This window comes from Streptomyces sp. NPDC008313 (genome assembly GCF_042956125.1).
GTDB lineage: Bacteria > Actinomycetota > Actinomycetes > Streptomycetales > Streptomycetaceae > Streptomyces.
The window spans coordinates 56,794-82,548 of the sequence record NZ_JBIBFR010000021.1; the positions used below are offsets into that span (position 1 = coordinate 56,794).

The 25,755-nt window shown below is 72.8% G+C and carries 19 protein-coding genes, 1 pseudogene and 1 riboswitch; of the genes and pseudogenes, 10 read left to right on the forward strand and 10 right to left on the reverse strand.

Annotated features, from left to right (window positions below; genetic code table 11):
* Positions 1-144 precede the first annotated feature (144 nt).
* The 3 genes and pseudogenes from ACFY93_RS25780 to ACFY93_RS25790 form a co-directional block, all read right to left on the reverse strand.
* Positions 145-1,088: pseudogene (locus ACFY93_RS25780) on the reverse strand (sucrase ferredoxin).
* Positions 1,089-1,631: 543 nt separating this feature from the next.
* Complete coding sequence (locus ACFY93_RS25785; protein ID WP_391363263.1) at positions 1,632-1,868, reverse strand: hypothetical protein; 237 nt, start codon at positions 1,866-1,868, stop codon at positions 1,632-1,634.
* A gap of 116 nt (positions 1,869-1,984) precedes the next feature.
* Positions 1,985-2,545, reverse strand: coding sequence for a DUF6082 family protein (locus ACFY93_RS25790; protein ID WP_391363265.1), 561 nt, complete (start codon positions 2,543-2,545; stop codon positions 1,985-1,987).
* 368 nt (positions 2,546-2,913) lie between these two features.
* Here ACFY93_RS25790 and ACFY93_RS25795 point away from each other — a divergent pair, with 368 nt between their 5' ends.
* Positions 2,914-4,083 carry a GTP-binding protein gene (locus tag ACFY93_RS25795; RefSeq protein ID WP_391363267.1) on the forward strand — a complete coding sequence of 390 codons (1,170 nt, stop codon included), beginning with the start codon at positions 2,914-2,916 and terminating at the stop codon, positions 4,081-4,083.
* A 74-nt stretch (positions 4,084-4,157) separates the two neighbouring features.
* Here ACFY93_RS25795 and ACFY93_RS25800 read toward each other — a convergent pair whose 3' ends face one another.
* Positions 4,158-6,617, reverse strand: coding sequence for a DNA topoisomerase (ATP-hydrolyzing) (locus tag ACFY93_RS25800; RefSeq protein WP_391363269.1), 2,460 nt, complete (start codon positions 6,615-6,617; stop codon positions 4,158-4,160).
* A gap of 528 nt (positions 6,618-7,145) precedes the next feature.
* Between ACFY93_RS25800 and ACFY93_RS25805 the strand changes: the two genes are divergently transcribed.
* From ACFY93_RS25805 to ACFY93_RS25820, 4 genes are all read left to right on the forward strand, one after another.
* Positions 7,146-8,510 (forward strand): insulinase family protein, encoded by a 1,365-nt coding sequence (locus tag ACFY93_RS25805; protein WP_391363271.1) that lies wholly within the window; start codon positions 7,146-7,148, stop codon positions 8,508-8,510.
* The gene (locus tag ACFY93_RS25810; protein ID WP_391363273.1) at positions 8,507-9,895 is read left to right on the forward strand and encodes an insulinase family protein; all 1,389 of its coding nucleotides are present in this window, start codon (positions 8,507-8,509) and stop codon (positions 9,893-9,895) included. The genes ACFY93_RS25805 and ACFY93_RS25810 overlap by 4 nt, the downstream gene beginning before the upstream one ends.
* Positions 9,896-10,121: 226 nt before the next feature.
* Positions 10,122-10,279: riboswitch (cyclic di-AMP (ydaO/yuaA leader) on the forward strand.
* A 12-nt stretch (positions 10,280-10,291) separates the two neighbouring features.
* A complete protein-coding gene (locus ACFY93_RS25815) occupies positions 10,292-11,059 on the forward strand; it encodes a peptidoglycan DD-metalloendopeptidase family protein (protein WP_391363275.1) in 768 nt (255 codons plus the stop codon).
* A gap of 276 nt (positions 11,060-11,335) precedes the next feature.
* Positions 11,336-12,028: an FCD domain-containing protein gene (locus ACFY93_RS25820; RefSeq protein ID WP_391363277.1), complete on the forward strand. Its 693-nt coding sequence runs from the start codon at positions 11,336-11,338 to the stop codon at positions 12,026-12,028.
* A gap of 515 nt (positions 12,029-12,543) precedes the next feature.
* Here the strand turns inward: ACFY93_RS25820 and ACFY93_RS25825 are convergent.
* On the reverse strand, positions 12,544-12,825 hold the full coding sequence (locus ACFY93_RS25825; protein ID WP_391363279.1) for an HPr family phosphocarrier protein: 282 nt from the start codon (positions 12,823-12,825) through the stop codon (positions 12,544-12,546).
* Positions 12,826-12,971: 146 nt separating this feature from the next.
* Between ACFY93_RS25825 and ACFY93_RS25830 the strand changes: the two genes are divergently transcribed.
* The 4 genes from ACFY93_RS25830 to ACFY93_RS25845 all read left to right on the forward strand — a co-directional run bounded on the left by ACFY93_RS25830 (position 12,972) and on the right by ACFY93_RS25845 (position 18,407).
* Positions 12,972-15,797, forward strand: a complete 2,826-nt coding sequence (locus tag ACFY93_RS25830) for a GNAT family N-acetyltransferase (RefSeq protein ID WP_391363281.1) — start codon at positions 12,972-12,974, stop codon at positions 15,795-15,797.
* Between the two features lie 98 nt (positions 15,798-15,895).
* Entirely contained in the window at positions 15,896-16,492 is a 597-nt protein-coding gene (locus tag ACFY93_RS25835; protein ID WP_391363363.1) for a DUF5998 family protein, read from the forward strand.
* Positions 16,492-17,679: an alkaline phosphatase family protein gene (locus tag ACFY93_RS25840; protein ID WP_391363283.1), complete on the forward strand. Its 1,188-nt coding sequence runs from the start codon at positions 16,492-16,494 to the stop codon at positions 17,677-17,679. The genes ACFY93_RS25835 and ACFY93_RS25840 overlap by 1 nt, the downstream gene beginning before the upstream one ends.
* Positions 17,680-17,759: 80 nt before the next feature.
* The gene (locus ACFY93_RS25845; protein WP_391363285.1) at positions 17,760-18,407 is read left to right on the forward strand and encodes a thymidine kinase; all 648 of its coding nucleotides are present in this window, start codon (positions 17,760-17,762) and stop codon (positions 18,405-18,407) included.
* A 40-nt stretch (positions 18,408-18,447) separates the two neighbouring features.
* On the opposite strand, the gene ACFY93_RS25850 is transcribed toward ACFY93_RS25845, so the two are convergent.
* Together ACFY93_RS25850 and ACFY93_RS25855 are read right to left on the reverse strand one after the other, a co-directional pair.
* The gene (locus tag ACFY93_RS25850) at positions 18,448-19,338 is read right to left on the reverse strand and encodes a PhzF family phenazine biosynthesis isomerase (protein ID WP_391363287.1); all 891 of its coding nucleotides are present in this window, start codon (positions 19,336-19,338) and stop codon (positions 18,448-18,450) included.
* A gap of 167 nt (positions 19,339-19,505) precedes the next feature.
* Positions 19,506-20,309: a VOC family protein gene (locus ACFY93_RS25855; RefSeq protein WP_391363289.1), complete on the reverse strand. Its 804-nt coding sequence runs from the start codon at positions 20,307-20,309 to the stop codon at positions 19,506-19,508.
* Positions 20,310-20,629: 320 nt separating this feature from the next.
* Between ACFY93_RS25855 and ACFY93_RS25860 the strand changes: the two genes are divergently transcribed.
* Entirely contained in the window at positions 20,630-21,457 is an 828-nt protein-coding gene (locus tag ACFY93_RS25860) for a rhodanese-like domain-containing protein (RefSeq protein WP_391363290.1), read from the forward strand.
* Between the two features lie 141 nt (positions 21,458-21,598).
* On the opposite strand, the gene sepH is transcribed toward ACFY93_RS25860, so the two are convergent.
* From sepH to ACFY93_RS25875, 3 genes are all read right to left on the reverse strand, one after another.
* Positions 21,599-22,660 (reverse strand): septation protein SepH, encoded by a 1,062-nt coding sequence (gene sepH, locus ACFY93_RS25865; protein ID WP_391363291.1) that lies wholly within the window; start codon positions 22,658-22,660, stop codon positions 21,599-21,601.
* Positions 22,661-23,124: 464 nt separating this feature from the next.
* Complete coding sequence (locus ACFY93_RS25870; protein WP_391363293.1) at positions 23,125-24,444, reverse strand: D-arabinono-1,4-lactone oxidase; 1,320 nt, start codon at positions 24,442-24,444, stop codon at positions 23,125-23,127.
* Entirely contained in the window at positions 24,404-25,642 is a 1,239-nt protein-coding gene (locus ACFY93_RS25875) for an MFS transporter (protein ID WP_391363295.1), read from the reverse strand. The genes ACFY93_RS25870 and ACFY93_RS25875 overlap by 41 nt, the downstream gene beginning before the upstream one ends.
* Between the last annotated feature and the right edge of the window lie 113 nt (positions 25,643-25,755).

The following is a 25,755-nucleotide window of genomic DNA, read 5'->3' on the forward strand; positions in this document are numbered from 1 at the left end:
CTCCGGTGTACGTACCTCCGGTGCCGACCGGACCTCGCCGCGCATCGGCACGCACGCCGCGCATCGGCACGCACGCGCACACACCGCGCACGGCCTGTACGACGCATACGGCGCGCCCGCACACAGAAGAGACGCGGCCCGGTGTCAGCAGACGGCCGGGACGGCCGCTCGGGGCAGCTCCCGTACGGCGACCACGTCCATGCGCGCGGGGGAGCCCAGCGGCGAGCCGCAGCTCTCCTCGCGGGGCGGCAGCGAGGCGCCCCGCGCGACGGTGACCCGCCACACCCGCCCGTCGGTGTGGGCCACGGTCACCTCCCAGCGCGGCGCGCTCCCGTCCGTACGGACCACGCGCAGCGCGTCCGCGGCGTCCTCGCCGGTCTCCGCGCGCACCGCGAGTTCCGCCGCCTGTCCGGGGCGATCCCAGGCGGAACGGCCGCGGCACCCCTCGGTGACGACGCGCCCCTCCCGCACGCCCTGGAGGATCTCCTTGACCGCGTGGGCCTCGGCCCTGCCGTACGCGTACCCGTGCGGCAGGACGAGGAGGGTCGGGGAGAAGCGGTGGCCGCCCAGGTGGGTCACCTCCCACACGCCCTCAGCCCCGGAGGCGGAGAGCTCGGCGGCCAGGGGGCGTCCGAGGAGGGCGCAGCAGCGGTCGCGCTTGCCGTTGGTGCAGACGAGGGCGAGGGGGTCGCCGGTGTGGGGCTCGCCCCGGAGTACCGCGTCGAAGGTGTGGGGGGAGCCGCTGCCGAGCGCGTCGAAGTCGAGGCGGAGCAGCTCGCCGGGGTCGGACGTGAGGGCCCCGTGCAGCCATGCGTTCCCGGGGGTCGTGTGGGCCGCGTACACACGGCGTACGGCCGGTGTGCGGCGGTCCGCGTGCCGGCCCGGGCGGCGGATCAACGCGATCCGTACCCCGGTGCCCGCCGCCGCGGCCTCCAGGGCGCGGCCCAGGTCCCGGTCCAGGTGGCTCGACGTGAGCGCCTTGGCGCCCCACGGCCCCGGCTGCTCGATGAGCAGCCGGTCCTCGCGGTGGCCGCGGTCCCGGCCACCGGCTCTTCGAGGCCGCGGGAGACCGCCGTACACGTACTCACACAGGTGAGCCTGACCTGACTGCGCCGAGTGTGGCAGGTGGGTCGGACGCAAGGGCGCGTCGAGCGTAAGAGCGCTTCGGGGGCGCACAGCGGAGTGCGCGGACGCGGAGGTCGCGCATCCATACGCGGGGCGCGCGATGTCGGCAGGGAAGCGCCCTGTTGCGCCGCGAGCGGTGGCACGGCGAGTCTGCACGTCGTGCGGAGTGGCGTGGCGAGTCTGCACGTCGAGCGGAGTGGCGCAGCGAGTGCCGCACGTCGTGCGGAGCGGCTCCGTGAGCGCTGGGCGGCTGGCGGCTGGCGGCGGGCGGCGGGGGGAGTGGCGCGGTGAGTGCCGGGCGGTGGCCCGGTGGTCCGGGACATGCGTGAGGTCCGGCACCGTTCTGGTGTGGTGTCGGACCTCGGCGGTTCGGGACGAGCGGTGGCCGGGGAGGGTGGGGTCGGCCGGCTCGCGAGCGTTCGGGTGCTACCTCGGTGGGGTGGCCTGGAGGACGTACCGGGACGGAAGTCAGTGAGGGCGGGGTGCGCCGACGCTGGGACGGGATCTCACGCGTCGGGGATGTCCGCCTTGGCGCGGAGCAGGGTCTCCCGGCTGACGACGACGATGCGCTCGTAGTCGGCGCGGGCGGCGTCGGCGGGAAGCTCGCTGTCGAGCACGGCGGTCGCCTCCGTGCCCACGACGGCGAAGTTGCCGTCGCTGAGCTCGAAGATGTCGGGGCAGGTCTCGCCGGACAGGCTGCCTCTTTCACGCGGGGACGCACCGATGCGGCGCAGGATTTTCAAAGGGAACCCCGATTCTCGAGTCAATGGTTGAAACGGGGAAAAGCGTATCCGAGGCCGACGGCTCGGCTCGCTCGCCCCATAGGCCAACTGGCCTCACAGGGCGGGGTGTTCGTGCCTCAGTGCTGGTCCTCCTCCGGCGGAAGTTCACCCACGACCCACCACTCGTCCGTGTCCGCCTCCTCCAGATCACGGATGAGCGCGTCGACCATGCGGCCGACCCCGGCCTCCTCGGAGCCCGCCGGGAGGCTCGCCCGGTGGTGGCGGGTTGCGTGCCAGTAGCCGCGAAAGGGCGCGCTCTGGCAGATCACTCGAAGGTGGCCGTGGAGCTCCTCGCGGTTGACCACTCCGACGCGGTGCGCGAGCAGGACGTTCGTGTACATGGCGTTCGCGAAGAGGTACTGGCGGCGCCGGGTGGGGTCCACCTCCTCGATGGTGCTCATGACCGCCGCGAGGTCCGGATCGCTCAGCGCCTTGTCCAGCAGGTAGGCCTGCAGGCGCTGTTGCTCCGCGAGCCGCACCTCCCGGCGGCCGTCCCGCTCGGCCCGCGTGACGCGCAGGCGCAGCTCCTCGTACCGTCGCTGCTGGGCGGCGAGGGCCGTGAAGACCCCCGCCGCGAAGGCGAGTCCCGCCGCGACGGCGGCACCCGGCCTCCGTGTTCCGAAACTCTGTGTGACCATGTCAACCCCCGGATCAGGCGACCGTCCGCCGGTCGTCGGTGGTGGGGCGACAGGGAGCGGACCGGCGAGCGGTGGGCGGCGCGCTTGCCGTCTCCCAGTCTTGCCGAGCGGCGCTGATCGGCGGGGAGGCGGAGAGGAGGCGCACGGAGGGAAGTGCGGGTCGCTTTTCCCGGCGCCATGTTCAACGTGTGCCCCGCGAGCGCCGCGAACAATCGTTCACTCCACAGACCGTTCGGCCCGCTCGTATCCTGGTGAGGCATTCGTTTTCCGTATGAGCGCCGGTTCACTCCCCGCTTCACCGGCGGTGCGCGTCGGCACGGAACGGCGGCCGACGCCCCGGCGCGCGCATCGGTGTGAGAGAGGTTTCGTTGCGTTCGACCAGTTCCCCGCAGATTCCCGTCGTCGTCCTCGCCGGCTTCCTCGGCTCGGGCAAGACGACTCTCCTCAACCATCTGCTGCACCGCAGCGGAGGCAGCCGGATCGGGGCCGTGGTCAACGACTTCGGGGCGATCGAGATCGACGCCATGGCCGTGGCGGGCGCGCTGGGGGACTCCACCGTCTCGCTGGGGAACGGGTGCCTGTGCTGCGCCGTCGACGCCGGTGAGCTCGACGGCTATCTGGAGAAGCTCGCCCGGCCCGCGGCCGGTGTCGACGTCATCGTCATCGAGGCGAGCGGGCTGGCCGAGCCGCAGGAGCTGGTGCGCATGGTGCTGGCCAGCGAGCACCCGCGGATCGTGTACGGCGGGCTCGTCGAGGTGGTCGACGCCGCCGAGTTCGACGGCACCCGCGAGAAGCACCCGGAGATCGACCGGCACCTGGCCCTCGCCGATCTCGTCGTCGTCAACAAGTTCGACCGCGCTGCCGACGGCGAGCAGATCCTCGCCACCGTCCGGGAACTCGCCGACCGCGCGGCCGTCGTACCCGCCACCTACGGGCGTGTCGACCCCGAGTTCCTCTTCGACTGCCGGCCGAGCGAGGAACGCGTGGGCCAACTGTCCTTCGACGACCTCCCCGGCGACGACGAGGACACGGACGACGAGGGCACGGACGACGAGTGGACGGACGGCGGCGAACACGGGCACGGGGACGCGGGCGGGCACGCCGGTCACGGCGGCCATCTGCACGCGTCCTACGACTCCCTCTCCTTCACCTCCGACGTCCCCCTCGACCCCCGCCGGCTGATGACCTTCCTCGACAGCCGGCCCGAGGGGCTCTACCGCGTCAAGGGGTACGTCGACTTCGGCGCGCACGACCGGGACAACCGCTACTGCGTGCACGCCGTGGGCCGGTTCCTGCGCTTCTATCCGGAGCCGTGGGCCGCCGCCGGCCCGCGCGTCACCCAGCTCGTGCTCATCGGCTCCGGCATCGACGCCTTCGCCCTCGGCAAGGAACTCCGGGCATGCGAGGAGGACGCCCCGCACGCCGATGAACACAGCATGTGGGGCGTCCTTCGCTACGTACAGGAGCAGGACGCCGAGCCCCGGGACCCGGGGGAACCCGGGCCTGGGGAGGACACGGAGCTTTCCGACAGCGTCTGAGCCCTCGGGTGCCCGGCCCACAGCGGTCGGGCGCCCGGCCTACGGAGGCCCGCCGCTCAAGCCGGGCCCGCGGCCTAGACCGGCCCCGCCACCACGGACACCGTCTTCGCGAGGGACACGCCCGAGCCGTCACGGCGCGGGTCGATCTCCGGAAGCTCGACCGGGGTGCCGTTCTTCTGCGCGGCACGCGCCGGCACGGGCCCCGCCCACGCCAGGGAGAGGCAGTCCTCGCCCTTCAGGAAGCGCTGGCAGCGCACGCCGCCCGTGGCCCGGCCCTTGCGCGGGTACTGGTCGAACGGGGTCAGCTTGGCCGTCGTCTGCACCGAGTCGTCCAGCGTGCCCCGCGATCCCGCCACCGTGAAGACCACGGCGTCCGAGGCCGGGTCGACCGCCGTGAACGAGATCACCTTCGCCCCCTCGGCCAGCTTGATGCCGGCCATGCCGCCCGCCGCACGGCCCTGCGGGCGCACCTGCGAGGCCTGGTAGCGCAGCAGTTGGGCGTCGTCCGCGACGAAGACCAGGTCCTCCTCGCCCGTGCGCAGCTCGATGGCGCCGACGATCCGGTCGCCGTCCCTGAGCGTGATGACCTCCAGCTCACCCTTGTTGGTCGGGTAGTCCGGGACCACGCGCTTGACGACGCCCTGTTCGGTGCCGATCGCGAGCCCGGGAGAGGACTCGTCGACCGTCGTCAGGCAGACCACCGTCTCGCCCGCCTCCAGGGAGGGCAGGAACTCCGAGATCGGCGCGCCCCCGGCGAGGTTGGGCGCCGAGGCAGTCTCCGGCAGCCGGGGGAGGTCGATGACGTTCAGACGCAGCAGACGCCCGGCGGACGTCACCGCGCCGATCTCGCCCCGGGCCGTGGCCGGCACGGCGGAGACGATCACGTCGTGCTTGGTGCGTCTGCCGTCGGAGTCCTCGGCGAAGGGGTCGGCGTTCGCCGTGCGGGCGAGCAGGCCCGTGGAGGAGAGCAGGACGCGGCACGGGTCGTCCGCCACCTGCAGCGGCACGGCCGCCACTGGCGTGCCCGCGGACTCCAGGAGCACCGTACGGCGGGGGGTGCCGAACTTCTTGGCCACCGCGGCGAGTTCACCGGAGACCAGCTTGCGCAGCTCGGCGTCCGACTCCAGGATGCCGGTCAGCTCGTCGATCTCGCCGTTCAGCCGGTCGCGCTCCGACTCCAGCTCGATGCGGTCGAACTTGGTGAGCCGGCGCAGCGGCGTGTCCAGGATGTACTGCGTCTGGATCTCGCTCAGCGAGAAGTGCGCGATCAGGCGCTCCTTCGCCTGCGCGGAGTTGTCGCTGGAGCGGATCAGCCGGATGACCTCGTCGATGTCGAGGAGTGCCACGAGCAGGCCCTCGACCAGGTGCAGCCGGTCGCGCTTCTTGCCGCGGCGGAACTCGCTGCGGCGGCGGACGACCTCGAAGCGGTGGTCGAGGTAGACCTCCAGCAGCTCCTTGAGGCCCAGCGTGAGCGGCTGGCCGTCCACCAGGGCCACGTTGTTGATGCCGAAGGACTCCTCCATCGGCGTCAGCTTGTAGAGCTGTTCCAGCACGGCCTCCGGTACGAAGCCGTTCTTGATCTCGATGACCAGGCGCAGCCCGTGCGCACGGTCGGTGAGGTCCTTGACGTCGGCGATGCCCTGCAGCTTCTTCGAGCCGACCAGGTCCTTGATCTTCGCGATCACCTTCTCCGGGCCGACGGTGAAGGGCAGTTCGGTGACGACGAGGCCCTTGCGGCGCGCCGTCACGTCCTCCACGGCCACGGTGGCACGGATCTTGAAGGTGCCGCGGCCCTTCTCGTAGGCGTCCCTGATCCCGGACAGGCCGACGATGCGGCCGCCGGTGGGCAGGTCGGGACCCGGGACGTGCTTCATCAGCGTCTCCAGGTCGGCGCCCGGATAGCGGATGAGGTGGCGGGCGGCGGCGATGACCTCGCCGAGATTGTGCGGGGGCATGTTCGTCGCCATACCGACGGCGATGCCCGACGAGCCGTTGACCAGCAGGTTCGGGTAGGCCGCCGGGAGGACGCCCGGCTCCTGCTCCTGGCCGTCGTAGTTCGGTGCGAAGTCGACCGTGTCCTCGTCGATGGACTCGGTCATCAGGGACGTCGCGTCCGCCATCCGGCACTCGGTGTACCGCATCGCGGCCGGCGGGTCGTCGTTGCCGAGGGAACCGAAGTTGCCGTGGCCGTCGACCAGAGGCAGGCGCATGGAGAACGGCTGGGCGAGACGCACGAGGGCGTCGTAGATCGACGCGTCGCCGTGCGGGTGCAGCTTGCCCATGACCTCGCCGACGACACGGGCGCACTTCACGTAGCCGCGGTCGGGGCGCAGGCCCATCTCGTTCATCTGGTAGACGATGCGGCGGTGCACGGGCTTCATGCCGTCCCGGGCGTCCGGCAGGGCTCGCGAGTAGATGACCGAATACGCGTACTCGAGGAAGGAGCCCTGCATTTCGTCCACGACGTCGATGTCGAGGATCTTCTCCTCGTACGAGTCGTCGGGCGGCGGGGTCTTCGTGCTGCGGCGGGCCATCGCTGCTGCGGCTCCTTCACAGTCTCTGCCGGGGCATGAACGGGTTCTGACGCGCACCATTGTGGACCGCCGCACTGACAACCCCGACCGCGACCCGTCCGTACCGGCCGGTGAGGGGCCCCGTCAACGGCGTGCGAACCAGCGCTTCACCCCTGATCAGAGCGTACGCGACCACGGCGTACGCCCTCCCGAAACCCGCACACTCCCGCCCGCTCCGGCCGCACTCCGGCCCTCTTCCCACCGGCGACCGGCCTCGCTCCACCTCGCCTCCGCCCGGTCGCCACCCCGTCCCCGCCCGGTCGCCACGGCGTCTCCGCCCGGTCTCCGCACGGACTCCCGGGCCGGGCCCGTCGTGTCCGGCCCGGCACAGGAGCGCGTCTCGCGGCCGCCGCCGCGCCCCCCGATCCGCCGTTCCCGGGTCTCGCTGTCGGCGTAGCCGGTGCGGGAACTTCGCCAGCCGTCCGCACGCTTGCATACAGTGGCAGGACCGGCAGGATTTCCGCAGTTTTCGCGATCGAGGGGACGTATATGCCCATGGGTCACACGGCCACAGCCGAGGCAGGCTCCGGCGGCCTGACAGCGACCGAGCACCGTCTGGCCAACGGCCTGCGCGTGGTGCTCTCCGAGGACCATCTGACCCCGGTCGCGGCGGTGTGCCTCTGGTACGACGTCGGCTCCCGCCACGAGGTGAAGGGGCGGACCGGGCTGGCCCACCTCTTCGAGCACCTGATGTTCCAGGGCTCGGCCCAGGTGAAGGGCAACGGCCACTTCGAACTGGTGCAGGGCGCGGGCGGCTCGCTGAACGGGACCACGAGCTTCGAGCGCACCAACTACTTCGAGACCATGCCCACCCACCAGCTGGAGCTCGCTCTCTGGCTGGAGGCCGACCGCATGGGCTCACTGCTCGTCGCGCTCGACGACGAGTCGATGGAGAACCAGCGGGACGTCGTCAAGAACGAGCGCCGCCAGCGCTACGACAACGTGCCCTACGGCACCGCCTTCGAGAAGCTGACCGCCCTCGCCTACCCGGAGGGCCACCCGTACCACCACACCCCCATCGGGTCCATGGCGGACCTGGACGCGGCCACCCTCGAGGACGCCCGCGCCTTCTTCCGCACCTACTACGCGCCGAACAACGCGGTCCTGTCCGTCGTCGGCGACATCGACCCGGCGCAGACGCTCGCCTGGATCGAGAAGTACTTCGGCTCCATCCCCGGGCACGACGGGAAGCCCGCACCGCGCGCCGGCTCCCTGCCGGACACGCTCGGCGGGCAGCTGCGCGAGGTCGTCGAGGAGGACGTCCCGGCGCGCGCCCTGATGGCCGCCTACCGGCTGCCCGAGGACGGCTCGCGCGCGTCCGACGCGGCCGACATCGCGCTCACCGTCCTCGGCGGCGGCGAGTCGTCCCGCCTCTACAACCGGCTCGTACGCCGCGACCGCACCGCCGTCGCGGCGGGCTTCGGGCTGCTGCGCCTCGCCGGAGCCCCCTCCCTGGGCTGGCTCGACGTGAAGACGTCCGGCGACGTCGAGGTCCCGGTCATCGAGGCCGCCGTCGACGAGGAGCTCGCCCGCTTCGCCGAGGAGGGCCCCACCGACGAGGAGATGGAGCGCGCGCAGGCCCAGCTGGAGCGCGAATGGCTGGACCGGCTGGGTACGGTTGCGGGCCGCGCCGACGAACTGTGCCGCTACGCCGTCCTGTTCGGCGACCCCCAGCTCGCCCTGACCGCCGTGCAGCGCGTCCTCGACATCACGGCGGAGGAGGTCCAAGAGGTCGCCGCCGCCCGCCTGCGCCCCGACAACCGCGCGGTGCTGGTCTACGAGCCGACCGCCGCGGAGGACGCCACCGGCCACGACGCCGGGACCACCGACAAGGACGAGGAGTCGGCGAAGTGAGCGAGCTCGCGACCATGGACCTCCACCCGCAGCCCCGGGCCGGCGACGCCAGGCCCTGGGCCTTCCCCGCGCCCGAGCGCGAAGCCCTCGCCAACGGCCTGACCGTCCTGCGCTGCCACCGCCCCGGCCAGCAGGTCGTCGCCGTGGAGATGATGCTGGACGCGCCGCTCGACGCCGAGCCCGCGGGCCTCGACGGCATCGCCACGATCATGGCCCGGGCGTTCTCCGAGGGCACCGACAAGCACACCGCCGAGGAGTTCGCCGCCGAGCTCGAGCGCTGCGGCGCCACCCTCGACGCGCACGCCGACCACCCCGGCGTGCGGCTGTCGCTCGAAGTCCCCGCGTCCCGGCTCGCCAAGGCGCTCGGCCTGGTCGCCGACGCCCTGCGCGCCCCGGCGTTCGACGACAGCGAGATCGAGCGGCTCGTCCGCAACCGGCTCGACGAGATCCCGCACGAGACGGCCAACCCCGCCCGCCGCGCCGCGAAGGAGCTCTTCAAGGAGCTGTTCCCCGTCACGGCCCGTATGTCGCGGCCGCGCCAGGGCACCGAGGAGACGGTCGCGGCCATCGACTCGGCGGCCGTGCGCGCCTTCTACGAGAAGCACGTCCGCCCCGCCACGGCCACCGCCGTCGTCGTCGGCGACCTCACCGGCATCGACCTGGGGGCGCTGCTCGCCGACACCCTCGGCTCCTGGACGGGTTCGTCCGCCGAACCCCGCCCGGTGCCCGCGGTGACCGCGGACGACACCGGCCGGGTCGTCATCGTGGACCGCCCCGGCGCCGTCCAGACCCAGCTGCTCATCGGCCGTGTCGGCGCCGACCGCCACGACCGCGTCTGGCCCGCCCAGGTGCTCGGCACGTACTGCCTGGGCGGCACCCTCACCTCGCGTCTGGACCGTGTCCTGCGCGAGGAGAAGGGATACACCTACGGCGTACGGGCGTTCGGCCAGGTGCTCCGCTCCGCCCCGGACGGCACGGGCGCCGCGCTGCTCGCCATCAGCGGATCCGTGGACACGCCCAACACGGGCCCCGCGCTCGACGACCTCTGGAAGGTCCTGCGCACCCTCGCCGCCGACGGTCTGACGGACGCCGAGCGCGACGTCGCCGTGCAGAACCTCGTGGGGGTGGCGCCGCTCAAGTTCGAGACGGCGGCAGCCGTCGCGGGCACGCTGGCGGACCAGGTCGAGCAGCACCTGCCCGACGACTACCAGTCGACGCTGTATCAGCAGCTCGCCGAGACGGGCACCGTGGAGGCCACCGCGGCCGCCGTCAACGCCTTCCCGGTGGACCGTCTGGTGACCGTCCTGGTGGGCGACGCCGTGCAGATCGCCGAGGTGGTGCGCGACCTCGGCATCGGCGAAGTGAGCGTCGTGCCCGCAGAGTAGAGGCGCCGGCACCGGCAGGGGCCCTGACGGCCGATGGGTCGTCAGGGCCCCTTCGCGTGGAACCGTTCGGCGCCCCGCCCCGGCCGTTTGTCCGTATTGGTAGGGAGGTTGACCATCTGCCCTGTGGCGTACGCTACAAAATCCGTGATCCGTTTGTTGTTCGAATGTGGTCGCGCTTAGCGTCGGTCCGGCTGTTCGTCAGGCAGTGCGCCGCGCCCGCGGCACCGGACAGTCATCGCCGAGTCCCCTATGGCGCGAGCCTGGGGAGCCGGGGACCCACCGCAGTCCCTGGGGTGAATCGGGCGCCCTCCCGCAGGGCACCCGTAGGAGACCTTCCTGCTCCGAACCCGTCAGCTAACCCGGTAGGCGAGAGGGAAGGAAAGGATCAGCCACTTCATGGCGTTCACCCGTGCCACCGGGAAACACCGTCGTCCGAGCCGGATGAGCCGCACCACCGCGAGCGCCGCCGGCGTCGCGGCGCTCACCACCACCGGTGTCATCGGAACCCTGGCCTCCCCGGCGCTCGCCGCCGCCCCGGCCTCGGTCGAGCAGACCGGACTGACGAAGGCCATCACCATCGGCGACTCGGTCGCCGACCAGGTCGGCGCGCAGGCCACCGCGCAGCAGCAGGCCGCAGAGGTCGCCGCCGCCGAGAAGGCGGCCGAGGAGGCCGCGTTCAAGAAGGCCGAGGAAGAGGTCAAGAAGGAGCGCGAGGCGAGGGTGCGTGCCGCCCGGGAGGCCGAGCGCAAGCGTCTCAACACCTTCGTCGCCCCGATCGCCGGCTCGTACGTCTCCACCGGCTACCAGAGCAGCAGCTCCCTGTGGTCCTCCGGCAGCCACACGGGCGTCGACTTCCACGCCGCCTCCGGCACGTCCGTGCACGCGGTCGGCTCGGGCACCGTCGTCGAGGCGGGCTGGGGCGGCGCCTACGGCAACAACGTCGTGATCAAGATGCACGACGGCACGTACACGCAGTACGGCCACCTGTCGTCCATCGGCGTCTCGGTCGGCCAGACGGTCACCCCCGGCCAGCAGATCGGCCTCTCCGGGGCGACCGGCAACACCACGGGACCGCACCTGCACTTCGAGGCCCGGACGACCGCGGAGTACGGCTCGGACATCGACCCCGTCGCGTACCTCCGCTCGCACGGCGTCCGCCTCTGAGACATCCGCGCGCATCGCGCTCCCCGAAGGCCCCGGCTCCCCGAGCCGGGGCCTTCGGCGTCCCGGTGGCCCGCCCTCCCGTACCCCGTCCCGTTCCTCGTTTCCCGTTTCGCCGTCCGCACGCCTTCCGTTCGCCTCTAGGGTTCCCCTCTCTTCGTGTCCGGAAAATATCCCCGGATTCCGGATCGCCGTCGGAAATGCGGCGCCGCTGCAATAACATCGGTGAGAACACGCCGCTCGCCGGCGTTTCACGGGGACGGAAAACGGAGGCCGGTCATGCGCATTCCCGCGCGCTCGGTATGCACGGCGATCCGGGACGACATCGTCTCCGGTGTCCACGAGCGCGGCGGCCGGCTCACCGAGGAACTGCTGGCCCGCCGCTACGGCGTCTCGCGGGTCCCGGTGCGCGAGGCGCTGCGGACCCTGGAGGCGGAGGGCTTCGTGGTCACCCGCCGGCACGCGGGCGCGTGCGTGGCCGAACCCACCGAGCAGGAGGCCGCCGACCTCCTGGAGATGCGGCTGCTGCTGGAGCCGCTCGGAGCCGCCCGCGCCGCCCAGCGCCGCACCGAGGCCCACCTCAAGGTGCTGCGCGGACTGGTCAGGCTCGGCCGGGAGCGTGCCCGCAGGGGCGACAGCGAGGATCTGCGCTCCCTGGGCGGCTGGTTCCACGAGACGCTCGCGCAGGCCTCCGGCAGCCCCGCGCTGACCTCGACCCTCGCGCAGCTGCGGCGCAAGATCGCCTGGATGTACGCGGTCGAGACGCCGGCCGATCCGGCGGAGTCCTGGACCGAGTACGGCTCGATCGTCGACGCCGTGGCGCGCGGGGACGGCGAGCGGGCCCGCGCGGTCACCGCCCTGCACACCGAGCGCGTCATGGCCACGCACCGGTTCCGCCTTTCCGGCGGGGGAGACCGGGAACGCGTGAGGACTTCGCAACATCCCGTACACACGACGGGCCCGCGGTATTAACAGAAGGGCTCTATACAAAGACTGGCGGCAAAGGCGGGCAGAACCGCGGTGGCGAAAAGGCGGAGGCGAAAAGGCGAAGGGGAAAGCCGGAGGTGAAAACCGGAGGCAAAGGCTCACGGCGGATATCGGCGGCGAAGAACGCGGCAGGCCGGCGAATTTCGCGGTGAACCTCTCCGCTGCCCGCACGCTGACGCACGCTGCTCGTGTGCTGCCACCCGCATCCGCTCGTCCAGCGCTCGCCCACCGCTCGCCCACCGGGCCGCCCGACACCAGGCACCGGACACCCGGCACCAGGCACCGGACACCCGGCACCAGGCACCGGACACCCGGCACCAGGCACCGGACACCCGGCACGGCACCCGGCATCAGGCATCAGGCACCCGGCACCCGGCACCGAACATGCGTGAGGGTCCGCCCGTAGTTCCGGGCGGACCCTCACGAAAGCGTTCCGGGGGAGGCGTGCCGAAGCGTGCTCCCGCCCCGGCCTGAACCGGCTCGGGCCGGGCTCAGACCGTTCAGACCGTCTCGGGCAGCTCGTCCAGTCCCTCGGCGACCAGCTTCGCCAGACGGTCGAGGGCGGCGTCCGCACCCTCGGCGTCGGAGGCGAGCACGATCTCCTCGCCGCCCTGGGCGCCCAGGCCGAGGACCGCGAGCATGGAGGCCGCGTTGACGGGGGTGCCGTCGGCCCTGGCGATCGTCACGGGGACGCCGGAGGCCGTGGTCGCCCGGACGAAGATGGAGGCGGGGCGGGCGTGGAGACCCTCGGCCCAGCCGACGTTGACGCGGCGCTCAGCCATGTGATGCTGCCCTTCAGGTGGCTCAAGTTGTCTAGACCAGTGTTCCATACCGTGAGGCGTGCCCGCGCGGGCCCGGCCGTCGCGGGCCGCTCGCCCCCACAGCCTGCCTCGCGCCGTTGCCGGACGCGAGCCGTACTCTGGGGCCCATGCAGACCTCGTCGGACCGGCACGAGTACCCCGCCCACTGGGAGGCCGACGTGGTGCTGCGCGACGGTGGCACCGCGCGCATCAGACCCATCACCGTCGACGACGCCGACCGCCTCGTGAGCTTCTACGGGCAGGTGTCGGCGGAGTCGAAGTACTACCGGTTCTTCGCGCCGTACCCGCGGCTGTCCGCCAAGGACGTCCACCGCTTCACGCACCACGACTTCGTCGACCGGGTGGGGCTCGCGGCCACGGTGGGCGGGGAGTTCATCGCCACCGTGCGCTACGACCGCATCAGCGCCGACGGCCGGCCCGCCTCCGCGCCCGCCGACGAGGCCGAGGTCGCCTTCCTCGTCCAGGACGCCCACCAGGGCCGCGGCGTCGCCTCCGCCCTGCTCGAACACATCGCGGCGGTGGCGCGCGAGCGGGGCATCCGCAGGTTCGCCGCCGAGGTGCTCCCCGCCAACAACAAGATGATCAAGGTCTTCACGGACGCCGGGTACCAGCAGAAGCGCAGCTTCGAGGACGGAGTCGTACGGCTGGAGTTCGACCTGGAGCCGACGGACCGCTCCCTCGCCGTGCAGCGCGCGCGGGAGCAGCGTGCCGAGGCACGGTCGGTGCACCGGCTGCTCGCCCCCGGCGCGGTCGCCGTCGTCGGCGCGGGCCGCACGCCGGGAGGCGTCGGGCGCAGCGTGCTCGCCAACCTCCGCGAGGCCGGCTACACCGGCCGTCTGTACGCGGTCAACAAGGCGGTCGAGGAGAAGGAGATCGACGGCGTACCGGCCCACCGGTCCGTCCGCGACATCGCCGAGCCCGTCGACCTGGCCGTCGTCGCCGTCCCCGCCGCGCACGTCCCCGAGGTCGTGAAGGAATGCGGGGAGCACGGTGTGCAGGGGGTCGTGGTCGTCTCCGCCGGGTACGCGGAGAGCGGCCCCGAGGGGCGTGAGCGCCAGCGCGAACTCGTGCGCCAGGCCCGGACGTACGGCATGCGCGTCGTCGGACCGAACGCCTTCGGGATCATCAACACGGCACCCGGCGTCCGGCTCAACGCGTCCCTGGCGCCGGAGATGCCGCGGCCCGGACGGATAGGCCTGTTCGCCCAGTCCGGGGCCATCGGTATCGCCCTGCTGTCCCGGCTGCACCGGCGCGGCGGCGGTGTCACCGGCGTCACTGGTGTGTCCACCTTCGTCTCCTCCGGAAACCGCGCGGACGTGTCCGGCAACGACGTCCTCCAGTACTGGTACGACGACCCCGACACCGATGTCGCCCTGATGTACCTGGAGTCCATCGGCAACCCGCGCAAGTTCACCCGGCTCGCGCGGCGGACCGCGGCGGCGAAACCCGTGGTCGTGGTGCAGGGCGCCCGGCACGGCGGCGCGGCCCCCCAGGGGCACGCCGTCCGGGCGACCCGGCTGCCGCACGCCACGGTCTCCGCGCTGCTGCGGCAGGCCGGGGTCATCCGGGTGGACACCATCACCGAACTGGTCGACGCGGGGCTGCTGCTGGCCCGCCAGCCCCTGCCCGCCGGCCCGCGCGTGGCGATCCTCGGGAACTCCGAGTCGCTCGGCCTGCTCACGTACGACGCCTGCCTCGCCGAGGGGCTGCGGCCGCTGCCCCCGCTGGACCTGACGACGGCGGCCTCGGCCGAGGACTTCCACGCCGCCCTCGCGCGGGCGCTGGCCGACGACGGCTGCGACGCGGTGGTGGTCACCGCGATCCCCGCCGTGGGGGAGACGTCCGCGGCCGACGCGGCGCTCGCCGCCGCCCTGCGCTCGGCGACGGCCGACGCGCCGGCGAAGCCCGTCCTCGTGGTCCACGTCGAGCTCGGCGGACTGGCCGAGGCACTGTCCGCCGCCGCCAGGTCCGGTCTGGAGTCCCCCCGCGGCGTCGCGACGCCCGGCACCGCGTCCACGGCCGCCCCGCCCGTCGGCGCCGGGCGCCCGCCCGCCGAGCCTCCCGAGGACGCCCGCCTCATCCCCGCCTACCCGGCCGCCGAGCGGGCCGTGCGCGCCCTCTCCGAAGCGGTGCGCTACGCCCAGTGGCGGCGTGACGCGAGCGAGCCCGGCAAGGTGCCCGAGTACGACGACATCGACGAGAAGGGCGCCGCCGAGCAGATCGACCGGCTCCTGACCGGCGGCGACGCCCTCACCCTCGACGCCGCCGGCACCCGGGCCCTGCTCGGCCGCTACGGCATCGACGTCCACCGGGCCCTGGAAGCCCCCAACCCCGAGGACGCCGTGGCGGCGGCGCGCACCCTCGGCTACCCGGTCGCCCTCAAGACCACCGCACCGCATCTGCGGCACCGCGCCGACCTGGGCGGCGTGCGCCTGGACCTCGCCGACGAGGACCAGCTGCGCCGCGCCTACGCGGAGCTGACGGAACTCTTCGGTCCGCCGCGCGTGCTGCGCCCGGTCGTGCAGGCCATGGCACCGCGCGGCGTCGACACGGTCGTACGGGCGGTGATCGATCCGGCGGCGGGCGCCGTGCTGTCGTTCGGGCTCGCCGGAGCCGCCTCGGAGCTGCTGCAGGACACGGGGCACCGGCTGATCCCGGTCACCGACCGGGAGGCGGGCTCGCTGGTGCGGTCGATCCGGACGGCACCGCTCCTGTTCGGCTGGCGGGGCTCGGCACCGGTGGACACGGCGGCGCTCGAGGAACTCATGCTGCGGCTGTCACGGCTGGTCGACGACCACCCCGAGGTGGTCGCCGTCGCCCTGGAGCCGGTCGTCGTCGCCCCGCACGGGCTGAGCGTGCTCGGCGCGACCGTCCGGCTCGCCCGGGCCCCCGCCCGCGACGACCTCGGCCCCCGCACGCTCCCCGTCTACTGACCCGCCCTCCCGGCGGCGGGCCCGGGCCGCCGCCGCTTCCCGCGGCCCGTGCCCGCACCGGACCGAGCGGTGCCTGGCAGTCAGTGGGTCACCGTAGGATGGACGGCATGGCCAAGACCAGTACGACGACCCAGGGGCTGCGAGCGGCGATCGAGCGCAGCGGCTACTACCCGGCGCTCGTGGCCGAGGCGGTGGAGGCCGCCGTCGGCGGCGAGGCCATCCGGTCGTACCTGGTGCACCAGGAGACGACGTTCGACGCGAACGAGGTGCGCCGGCACGTCACGGTGCTGGTCCTCACCGGCAACCGCTTCATCGTCAGCCACACCGACGAGCAGAACGCCGACACCACCTCGCCGACGCCCTACGCCACCACGTCGACCGAATCCGTGAAGATCGGCCGGATCTCGTCGGTCGTCGTCAGCCGCGTCGTCGGCAACCCCGAGTCGTACAAGCCGGGCACGCTGCCCCGCGAGGTCGTCCTGACCATCGGCTGGGGCGCGGTGTCCCGCATCGACCTGGAGCCCGCCGCCTGCGGCGACCCGAACTGCGAAGCCGACCACGGCTACACGGGCAACTCGACGGCGGACGACCTCAGCCTGCGCGTCAGCGAGGCCGGTGACGGCCCCGAGACGGTCCGCCAGGCCCTCGCCTTCGCCCAGGCCCTCTCCGAGGCGACCGCGGACGTCGCGCGCTGATGGCACTGCCTGTCTGGGACCACCCGGAGCCGCTCCCCCTCGCCTCCGCACCCGTACCGGAGTACGGATCCGGTTCGCTCGCCGATCTGCTGCCGACCCTCGCGGCCGGCATGGAGGTCCCCGGTCTGACCGCCGCGATACCGGAGCTGACCGCGGCCGACCGCAACTGCGTGTTCCTGATCGACGGACTCGGCTGGGAGCAGCTGAGGGCGCATCCGGACGAGGCGCCCTTCATGGCCTCTCTGCTGGAGTCGTCCCGCGGCGGCACCGGCCGGCCGATCACCGCCGGGTACCCCGCGACCACCGCCACCTCCCTGGCCTCGGTCGGCACGGGCCTGCCGCCCGGCGCGCACGGCCTGCCCGGCTACACGGTGCGCGACCCGGCGACCGGCGCCCTGATGAACCAGCTCCGCTGGAACCCGTGGACCGCGCCGCGCACCTGGCAGCCCCATCCGACGGTGTTCCAGCTCGCGGACGCCGCCGGCGTGCACACCGCCCAGGTCTCGTCCCCGACCTTCCAGAACACCCCGCTCACCCAGGTCGCGCTCAGCGGCGGCACGTTCCACGGCCGGCTCTCCGGCGAGGAGCGCATGGACCTCGCGGCGCTGCAGCTGGCCGCGGGCGACCGCTCCCTCGTCTACACGTACTACGCCGAGGTCGACGGCAAGGGCCACCGCTTCGGCGTCGACTCCGACGCCTGGCGCGGTCAGCTCATGTACGTCGACCGCCTGGTCCAGCGCCTGGCCGAGCAGCTGCCGCCCCGCACCGCCCTGTACGTGACCGCCGACCACGGCATGATCGACATCCCGTTCGACGAGCAGCACCGCATCGACTTCGACGAGGACTGGGAGCTGAGCGCCGGCGTCGCCCTGCTGGGCGGCGAGGGCCGCGCCCGCCACGTCTACGCGGTGCCGGGCGCCGAGGCCGACGTGCTGACGTGCTGGCGCGAGGTGCTGGGCGAGCAGTTCTGGGTGGCCTCCCGGGACGAGGCGATCGCGGCCGGCTGGTTCGGACCGAGGATCGACGAGCGGGTGTACGCGCGCATCGGCGACGTCGTCGCGGCGGCCCGGGACGACGTCCTGCTCATCGCGTCCGAGCGGGAACCGAAGGAGTCCTCGATGGTCGGCAACCACGGCTCGATGACCCCCGCGGAGCAGCTCGTCCCGCTCCTCCAAGTACGCTCCTGACCCCGCCCGCTCCCCGTTCCCCGCTGTCCCTCCTGTCTCCTGCTTCCCGCCTCCCGCCGCCGAAAGGTTCCCACCCCGTCATGCCCGAGCTGGTGTTCTTCTCCGGAACGATGGACTGCGGGAAGTCGACACTGGCTCTGCAGATCGAGCACAACCGTTCGGCGCGTGGGCTGCAGGGCGTGATCTTCACGCGGGACGACCGGGCGGGGGAGGGGAAGCTCTCCTCACGGCTCGGGCTGGTCACGGACGCGGTGGAGGTGGAGCACGACCAGGACGTGTACGCGTACCTCGTCGACCATCTCTCCCGGGGCGGCCGCGCCGACTACGTGATCGCGGACGAGGCCCAGTTCCTGGCCCCCGAGCAGATCGACCAGCTGGCCCACGTGGTCGACGACCTGGACATCGACGTCTTCGCCTTCGGCATCACCACGGACTTCCGCTCGAAGCTCTTCCCCGGTTCGCAGCGGCTGGTGGAACTCGCCGACCGCGTCGAGGTCCTCCAGGTCGAGGCCCTGTGCTGGTGCGGTGCCCGCGCCACGCACAACGCCCGGACCATAGGCGGCACCATGGTCGTCGAGGGCGCCCAGGTGGTCGTGGGCGACGTCAACCAGTCCGACGCGATCGGCTACGAGGTCCTCTGCCGCCGCCACCACCGCCGCCGCATGACAGCCGCGTCGGCCCACGCGAGCGCCCTGTCACCGGACGTGCTGCCGGTGTCGTCCACCTGACCGGACGCGGTCGGGCCGTGCCCGGCCGGCCGGGGCGCGGTCAGCCGATGCGCGCTCCCGTGCCGCCGACCCTCACCCGGCGGTCACCCGCGCGCAGCGTCACGGTGAGTTCGCCGGGGCGGCCGAGGTCCTCGCCCTGGTGCAGGGTGAGGACGGCGTCCTCGGGGACGAGGCCGAACTCACGCAGGTAGGCGCCGAACGCGGCGGCCGCGGCACCGGTCGCCGGGTCCTCGACGACGCCGCCGACGGGAAACGGGTCACGGGCGTGGAAGACGGTGGCCGACTCCCGCCACACCAACTGGACGGTGGTCAGGTCCAGTCGGTGCATCAGCGCTTCGAGGCGCGCGAAGTCGTAGGACAGGTCCGCGAGACGGGCGCGCGTCGCCGCCGCGAGCACGAGGTGGCGGGCCCCGGCGAACGCGATTCGGGGCGGGAAGGCCGGATCCAGATCGGTGGCGGCCCAGTCGAGAGCGGCGAGCGCCTCCGCGAGGTCCGTGCCGGCGATCTGCTCGACGTGCGGTTCCACGCTGGTGAGGACGACCCTGACCGTCCCGTCCTCGTCGGTCACCTCCACCGGCACGGTCCCCGCGGGCGTCGCGAAGACCATCTCCCCGGGGCCGATCCGCTCGGCGAGTGCGACGGCGGTCGCGACGGTGGCGTGCCCGCAGAACGGCACCTCGGCCTTCGGGCTGAAGTAACGGAGACGGTACGCCCGTCCCTCCGGTCCGCCGAGGCCCTCCGGCGGCGCGGTCAGGAACGCGGACTCGGAGTACCCGAGTCCGGCGGCGAGGGCCAGCATGTCCGCGTCGTTCAGACCGGTGGCGTCCAGGACGACACCGGCGGGGTTTCCGCCGTCGGGGCTGCTGGAGAAGGCGGTGTAGCGCAGCACTTCGGGCCGCGGCGCGTTCGTCGTAGGCGCGTCTGTCGTCATGAGCGCGGCAACATGGGGCGGGCCACTGCTATTCCAGCCGTGGCCGGACAGGGCTCTTTCGCCCGTACGAGTGCCGGACGCGCCGCTCCGGCGAGGCCGGCCCGATGAACCCCGCCCCTGCCTCACGCGGGACCGTGAGCAGGATGCCGGCCCCCTTCTCCGAGTCCTCAGCGGTCCGTGTGCACCAGGGAGAACCTCGCGCCCTCCGGGTCCACGACCGTGCTGAGGCGGCCGTGCGGGGAGTCGTGGGGCGGGGTGACGAGCCGGCCGCCGAGTGCGGTGACGCGGGCAGAGGCGGCGTCGACGTCGGCGGTCTCGAAGTAGGTCATCCAGTGGGGTCCGCGGTCGCGGGGCAGGGCACGGCCGACGCCGTGGATGCCGGCGACCGGGCGGCCGTCGACCCGCAGCGTCAGGTAGTCGATGCCGTCCGGGTCGGCCGCGATCTCCTCGTAGCCGAACACGGCCTGGTAGAACTTGCCGACGCTGACCGTGTCGCGGGTGAGCAGCTCGTTCCAGGCGGGTGTGCCCGGGACTCCGGTGATGTCGGTGCCGAGGTGGGCCGCTGCCTGCCAGACGCCGAAGACGGCCCCGGTGGGATCGGAGGCGATCACCAGCCGGCCCGCCTCACCGGCGTCCAGCGGGCCGACTCCCACGGTGCCGCCGCAGTGCCGCACCGACTCGGCCGTCACGCCCACGTCGTCGGAGGCGAGGTACGGGGTCCAGGCGACGGGCAGGTGCCGGTCCGGCGGCAGTTGGCCGATGCCGGCGACGTCCTGGCCCTCGATCTCCGCTCGCGCGTACGGGCCGAGTTGCGGGGGTCCGGGCCGGAACTCCCAGCCGAACAGCTCCCCGTAGAACTCCTGGGTCGCCTCCATGCCGTGCACCATCAGGCTCACCCAGCAGGGTGTGCCGGGGCTTCTCCGGGCGTGCGTCGTGCCGTTCGGTCCGGCCGACCCCCGTGCCTCCGTCATCGTCACTCTCTTCTCGGCCCCTCGCGGTGGCCGGTCAACTTCCGTCCGCGGGCGCTCCTGCCGCGGCCTCGCGCGTGCGTGCCCGTGCCGATGTTCGCAGCATCGGTCGCACGCGCGCCCCGGCCGCGCCGCCGCATTCCGGCCCTTCGCGGAAGATGCCCGATGCGTCGAAATCGTCCGGTTCCGCGCCGTTGCCGCGTGATGTCCATCAGCTGTACAGCATGTGCCCGATCCCGTACGCCTGGTGATCGGACCTGCCCGGCCGAGCACAGTAGCCGGACCTGGCCGACGCGGCCACCCCGTAGGCGAGGATAGGAGCCATGAACGCCATCATCTCCGCAGCCGAACTCACGAGCGCTCTCGACGGGTCCGACCCGCCGGTCCTGCTCGACGTCCGCTATCAGATGGGCAGCCCGAATCTGCGCCCCGAGTACGAGAAGGCCCACCTTCCCGGGGCCGTCTTCGTCGACCTGGAGGCCGAACTCGCGGGCCCGCCCGGCGCCGGCGGCCGGCATCCGCTGCCGGACCTGGAGGTCTTCGGCGCCGCGATGCGCGCCGCGGGCGTCTCCGGCGACCGTGATGTCGTCGTGTACGACGGCGGGCTCGGCTGGGCGTCCGCACGGGCGTGGTGGCTGCTGGAATGGACGGGCCATCCGTCGGTGCGTGTCCTCGACGGAGGGCTGGCGGCCTGGGACGGACCGCTGGAGGCCGGTGTCCCGGCCCCGGCTCCGGGGACCTTCGTGCCGGAGCCGGGCGCCCGTGCGCTGCTGGACGCGGACGCCGCGGCCGAACTCGCCCGCACGGGCCTGCTGCTGGACGCCCGCGCCGCCGAGCGGTACCGCGGCGAGGTCGAGCCGATCGACGCCGTCGCGGGGCACATTCCGGGCGCGGTCTCGGCGCCGACCACGGAAAATCTGGCCGAAACTGGACGCTTCCTTCCCGCCACCGAACTCGCCGAGCGCTTCGCGTCCCTGGGCGCGACGAAGGACGTGGAGGTCGGCGTCTACTGCGGCTCGGGCGTGTCCGCCGCGCAGCAGGTGCTGGCCCTGGCCGTCGCGGGCATTCCGGCGGCCCTTTACGTGGGTTCCTGGTCGGAGTGGAGCCGGGACGCGAACCGCCCGGTCGCCGTGGGCCCGGATCCCCGGTGACGGGTTCCGCGTCTCCTCACTGACCGTGGTCCGGCGGACTCCCGGTGACCACGCACGGACGGGCCCGCACCGCTCGGGTGCGGACCCGTCCGCCTGTTCACGTGCGCCTGGGCGTCCGGCGTGCGGCCGGGGCCGTCGCGGCTACTCCTGCTTCTTGCGCCGTGTGCCGAAGACGATCTCGTCCCAGCTCGGGACCGCGGCGCGGCGGCCCGGACGGACGCCGTCCGCCTCGGCCTGACGGTCCGTCGAACCGACGAGGCGGTCACGGTGACTGGTCACCGCGCGGGGCATGAGGACGTCCGCGTAGGCGGAACCCGCGCCGGCCGACGCCGCGGGCGCCGGGGGCTCCTCCTTCTCGGGCTCCGTACCGGGCTCCTCCGGCGGAGCCGGGTGCTCGCTGCCGGCGGCAGGCCGGTCCGGCACCACCATGTCGCCTCGGAAGCTGGGCACCGCCTCCAGCAGGCTGGTGAGCGAGTCGCGCTCCCCGCTGCTCTCCTCGGCGGGCTCGGCGGAGGCCGCGGGCAGGCTGGGCCGCTCCATCTGACGGTCGAGGGCGCGGTCCAGCGGGCGGTCCCGGGGCAGCCGGGCGATCCGCGGCACGAACGGGAAGCTCGGCCCGGGCGCCGCCAGGTCCTCGGACTCGCCGATCAGCGAGCGCGCCTCCTCGTCGACGGCCTGGACGAGCCGCCGCGGCGGGTCGTACGTCCAGCTCGCCGAGTGGGGCTCACCCGCGACCAGGTAGACCAGCAGGACTTCCCACGTGCCGTCGTCGCGGCGCCACGAGTCCCACTGGACGGTCTCCTTGTCGGCGCCGCGCAGCAGCAGCCGCTCCTGGACCGCCTCGCCGAGCTGGGGTCCGGCGTTCTCGCCGGGGCGGCGGACCGGGGTCTTGCGGGCCCGCTCGGCCATGAACGCCCGCTCGGCCAGTACGGGGCCCTCGAAGCGGCGTACGCGGTCGACGGGGATGCCCGCGAGCTGCGCGACCTCCTCGGCGGAGGCGCCGGCCCGTATACGCGCCTGGATGTCTCGGGGGCGGAGATGGCTCTCCACCTCGATCTCGATCTGGCCGAGGCGGGGACGGTCGCCGCGCACGGCGGCGCGGAGCCGTTCGTCAATCGGAAGCGTGTACTCCGTGCTGTCCGCAGCCTTCAGCACCAGCCGTGTGCCGTCATTGGAGACGGCCACGACACGCAGTTCCGGCATGGGGACCTCCCGGGTGGTGCCTGCCGACGTCACGTGCGTCGCTGCTTCCGCTAGTCGAGTGTGGCCTGCCCGGGTGCAGCCTGCCACAACCTTGCCGAGTTGCCCGGCGTGTCGGGCGCGGGCCCGGGATCGCCGTTGTGGCACCGTTCGCAACGCTAAGTGACGAATTTCATCACCCTGTGCAACGCTCCCCCTTCCGGCGGTCCTGCAGGCCCCGGACATCCTGGCGGGAGTCCGGACCCAGGGCTCGCAACAGTACTCCATTCGGACCACCTGCGTGGATGGGCGCGCCGCCCAAGTTGTTCCGGGTGGCGGGAGTTGACGCCCGCGGAAACGTTTCGCGCCCTTCCGACGTGACGGACTTCACGGCGCCACCGGAAGCGGAAGTGATCATTCCGGTGACGTGCTGTCACTCGTGCGTGGGTCTTCTCCCGCGCCGCCCCGGCCCGTTCGGCCGCCCGTTCCTACGCGCCGAGCACCCGGCGCAGGTAGTCGTTCCCGAAGCGGCGGTCGGGGTCGAGCCGGTCACGCAGCGCGGTGAACTCCCCGAAACGGGGATAGACCCGGTCGAAGTACTCGGCGTCGCGCGTATGCACCTTGCCCCAGTGCGGACGCCCCTCGTGCGCGGTGAGGATCCGCTCGGCGGCGGTGAAGTACGCCTGATACGGGGAGCCCCTGTACACGTGTACGGCGATGTACGCGCTCTCCCGGCCCGAGGCGGTGGAGAGCGTGATGTCGTCCGCGGGCGCCGTGCGCACCTCGACCGGGAAACCTATCCGCAGCGAGGAGCGGTCGACCATCGACTTCAGCTCACGCAACGTGTCGACCAGGGCCTCGCGCGGAACGCAGTACTCCATCTCCATGAACCGGACCCGGCGGGGCGAGGTGAAGACCTTGTAGGGAATGTCCGTGTACGTGCGCGCGGACAGGGCCCGGCTGGAGATCCGGGCGATCGTGGGAATCGTGGCCGGGACCGCGCGCCCCAGCGAACTGGCCGCCTGGAAGACACCGTTGGACAGGAACTCGTCCTCGAACCAGCCGCTGAGCCGTCCGACCGGCCGCTCGGGGCCCGCGCTGCGGTTGTTGCGCTTGGTGTTGCAGTTGCCGGTGTGCGGGAACCAGTAGAACTCGAAGTGCTCGTTCTCCGTGAAGAGCTCGTCGAAGTCGGAGGTGACCTTGTCGAAGGTCATCGGCTCCTCGCGGGCGGTGAGCAGGAAGAGGGGCTCGACGGCGAAGGTGATCGCGCTGATGATCCCCAGGGCGCCGATCCCGATGCGCGCGGCGGCGAAGACCTCCGGGTTCTCCTTCTCGGAGCAGCTGAGCACCGAGCCGTCGGCCGTGACCAGCTCGAGCCCCTTGATCTGCGCGGCGATCGAGGCGGAGTCCCGGCCGGTGCCGTGGGTTCCGGTGCTGGTCGCGCCGGACACCGTCTGCTCCATGATGTCGCCCATGTTGGTGAGCGACAGGCCCTCGCGCGCGAGCGCCGTGTTCAGCCGCTTGAGCGGGGTACCGGCCTCCACGGTGACCGTCCCGGCCTCACGGTCGGGGGACCGGATGCCGGTCAGGAGGTGGGGACGGACCAGCACGCCGTCGGTCGCGGCCGCAGCCGTGAAGGAGTGCCCCGTGCCGACGGCCTTCATCCGCAGACCGTCCTCGGCGGCCCTGCGCACGGCCGCCGACAGCTCCTCGACGGAGGCGGGCGCCACCTCACGTACCGGCCGGGAGACGACGTTCCCGGCCCAGTTACGCCAGGTGCCGTTCCGCCCGCTCGCCGTGCTGCTCATGGGTCCCCTCCTGACGCTGGACCGGCCTGCTCAGCCGGCGATACCCGAGGAAACCGACGACGACCGCGACGGCCCCGGACACCGCCGGAACCCCGTACCCCGCGTCCGCGCCGGCGGAGTCGATCACCCAGCCGGCCGCGGAGGAGCCGAGTGCGACCCCGACCGCGAGTCCGGTGCTCACCCAGGTCATGCCCTCGGTCAGCTTCGCGCGTGGTACGTGCCGTTCGATGAGGGACATCGTCGTGATCATCGTGGGAGCGATGGACAGGCCCGCAACGAACAGCGCCACGGCCAGAAACGGAAGGTTTCCGACCAGTAGGAGGGGGATCATACTCACGGCCGTCGTACATACGCCCAGCAGCCACCGGCGTTCGGCCGCCCCGCTGAAGTGCAGCAGGCCGAAGACGGCTCCCGCCAGACAGGAGCCCGCCGCGTACAGGGCGAGAACGACGCTCGCCGCACCCTTGTGACCCTGCTCCTCGGCGAACGCGACGGTGACCACGTCGACCGCGCCGAAGATCGCACCGGTCGCCACGAACGTGGCCACCAGGACCTGCAGCCCCGCCGAGCGCAGCGCCGAACCCCCGGTGTGATGTTCGCGCGAATGCGGTACCGGCTCGGTGGCGCGCTGCGCCGTCAGCCAGAACACGCCGGCGGCGAGGAAGCAGCCCGCCAGCAGCGGACCCGCCTCCGGGAACCACACGGTGGACAGGCCGATGGAGATGATCGGCCCGAAGATGAAGCAGACCTCGTCGACGACGGACTCGAAGGAGTACGCCGTGTGCAGCCGCGGAGTGCCGTGGTAGACGGCCGCCCAGCGTGCGCGGACCATCGCCCCGACGCTCGGTACGCATCCGATGCCGGCGGCGCAGACGAACAGCACCCAGTCCGGCCACGCGAAGTGCGCGGCGAGCAGCAGCCCGGCGGCGGCCGTCAGCGAGGCGAGGGTCGCCGGGCGCAGCACCCGCCGCTGGCCGTGCCGGTCCACCAGCCGTGAGACCTGCGGTCCGATCGCCGCCGCGGCGAGCGCGATGGTCGCCGACAGGGCGCCCGCGAGCCCGTACCGCCCGGTGATCTGCGAGATCATCGTGACCACGCCGATCCCCATCATCGACAGGGGCATCCGGCCGAGGAAACCCGCGGCGGAGAAGCCCTTGGAGCCGGGGGCGGCGAACAGGGCGCGGTAGGGGCTGGGCACGGGGACTCCGGGGTCCGGTAAGGCGTGAAGGTGGCTGATACAGCTTACGGGCCGGCCGGGCTCCGCCGCACCGGTGCATACCGGTCGCCGGTCGCCCGACGGGGCCGACGCCA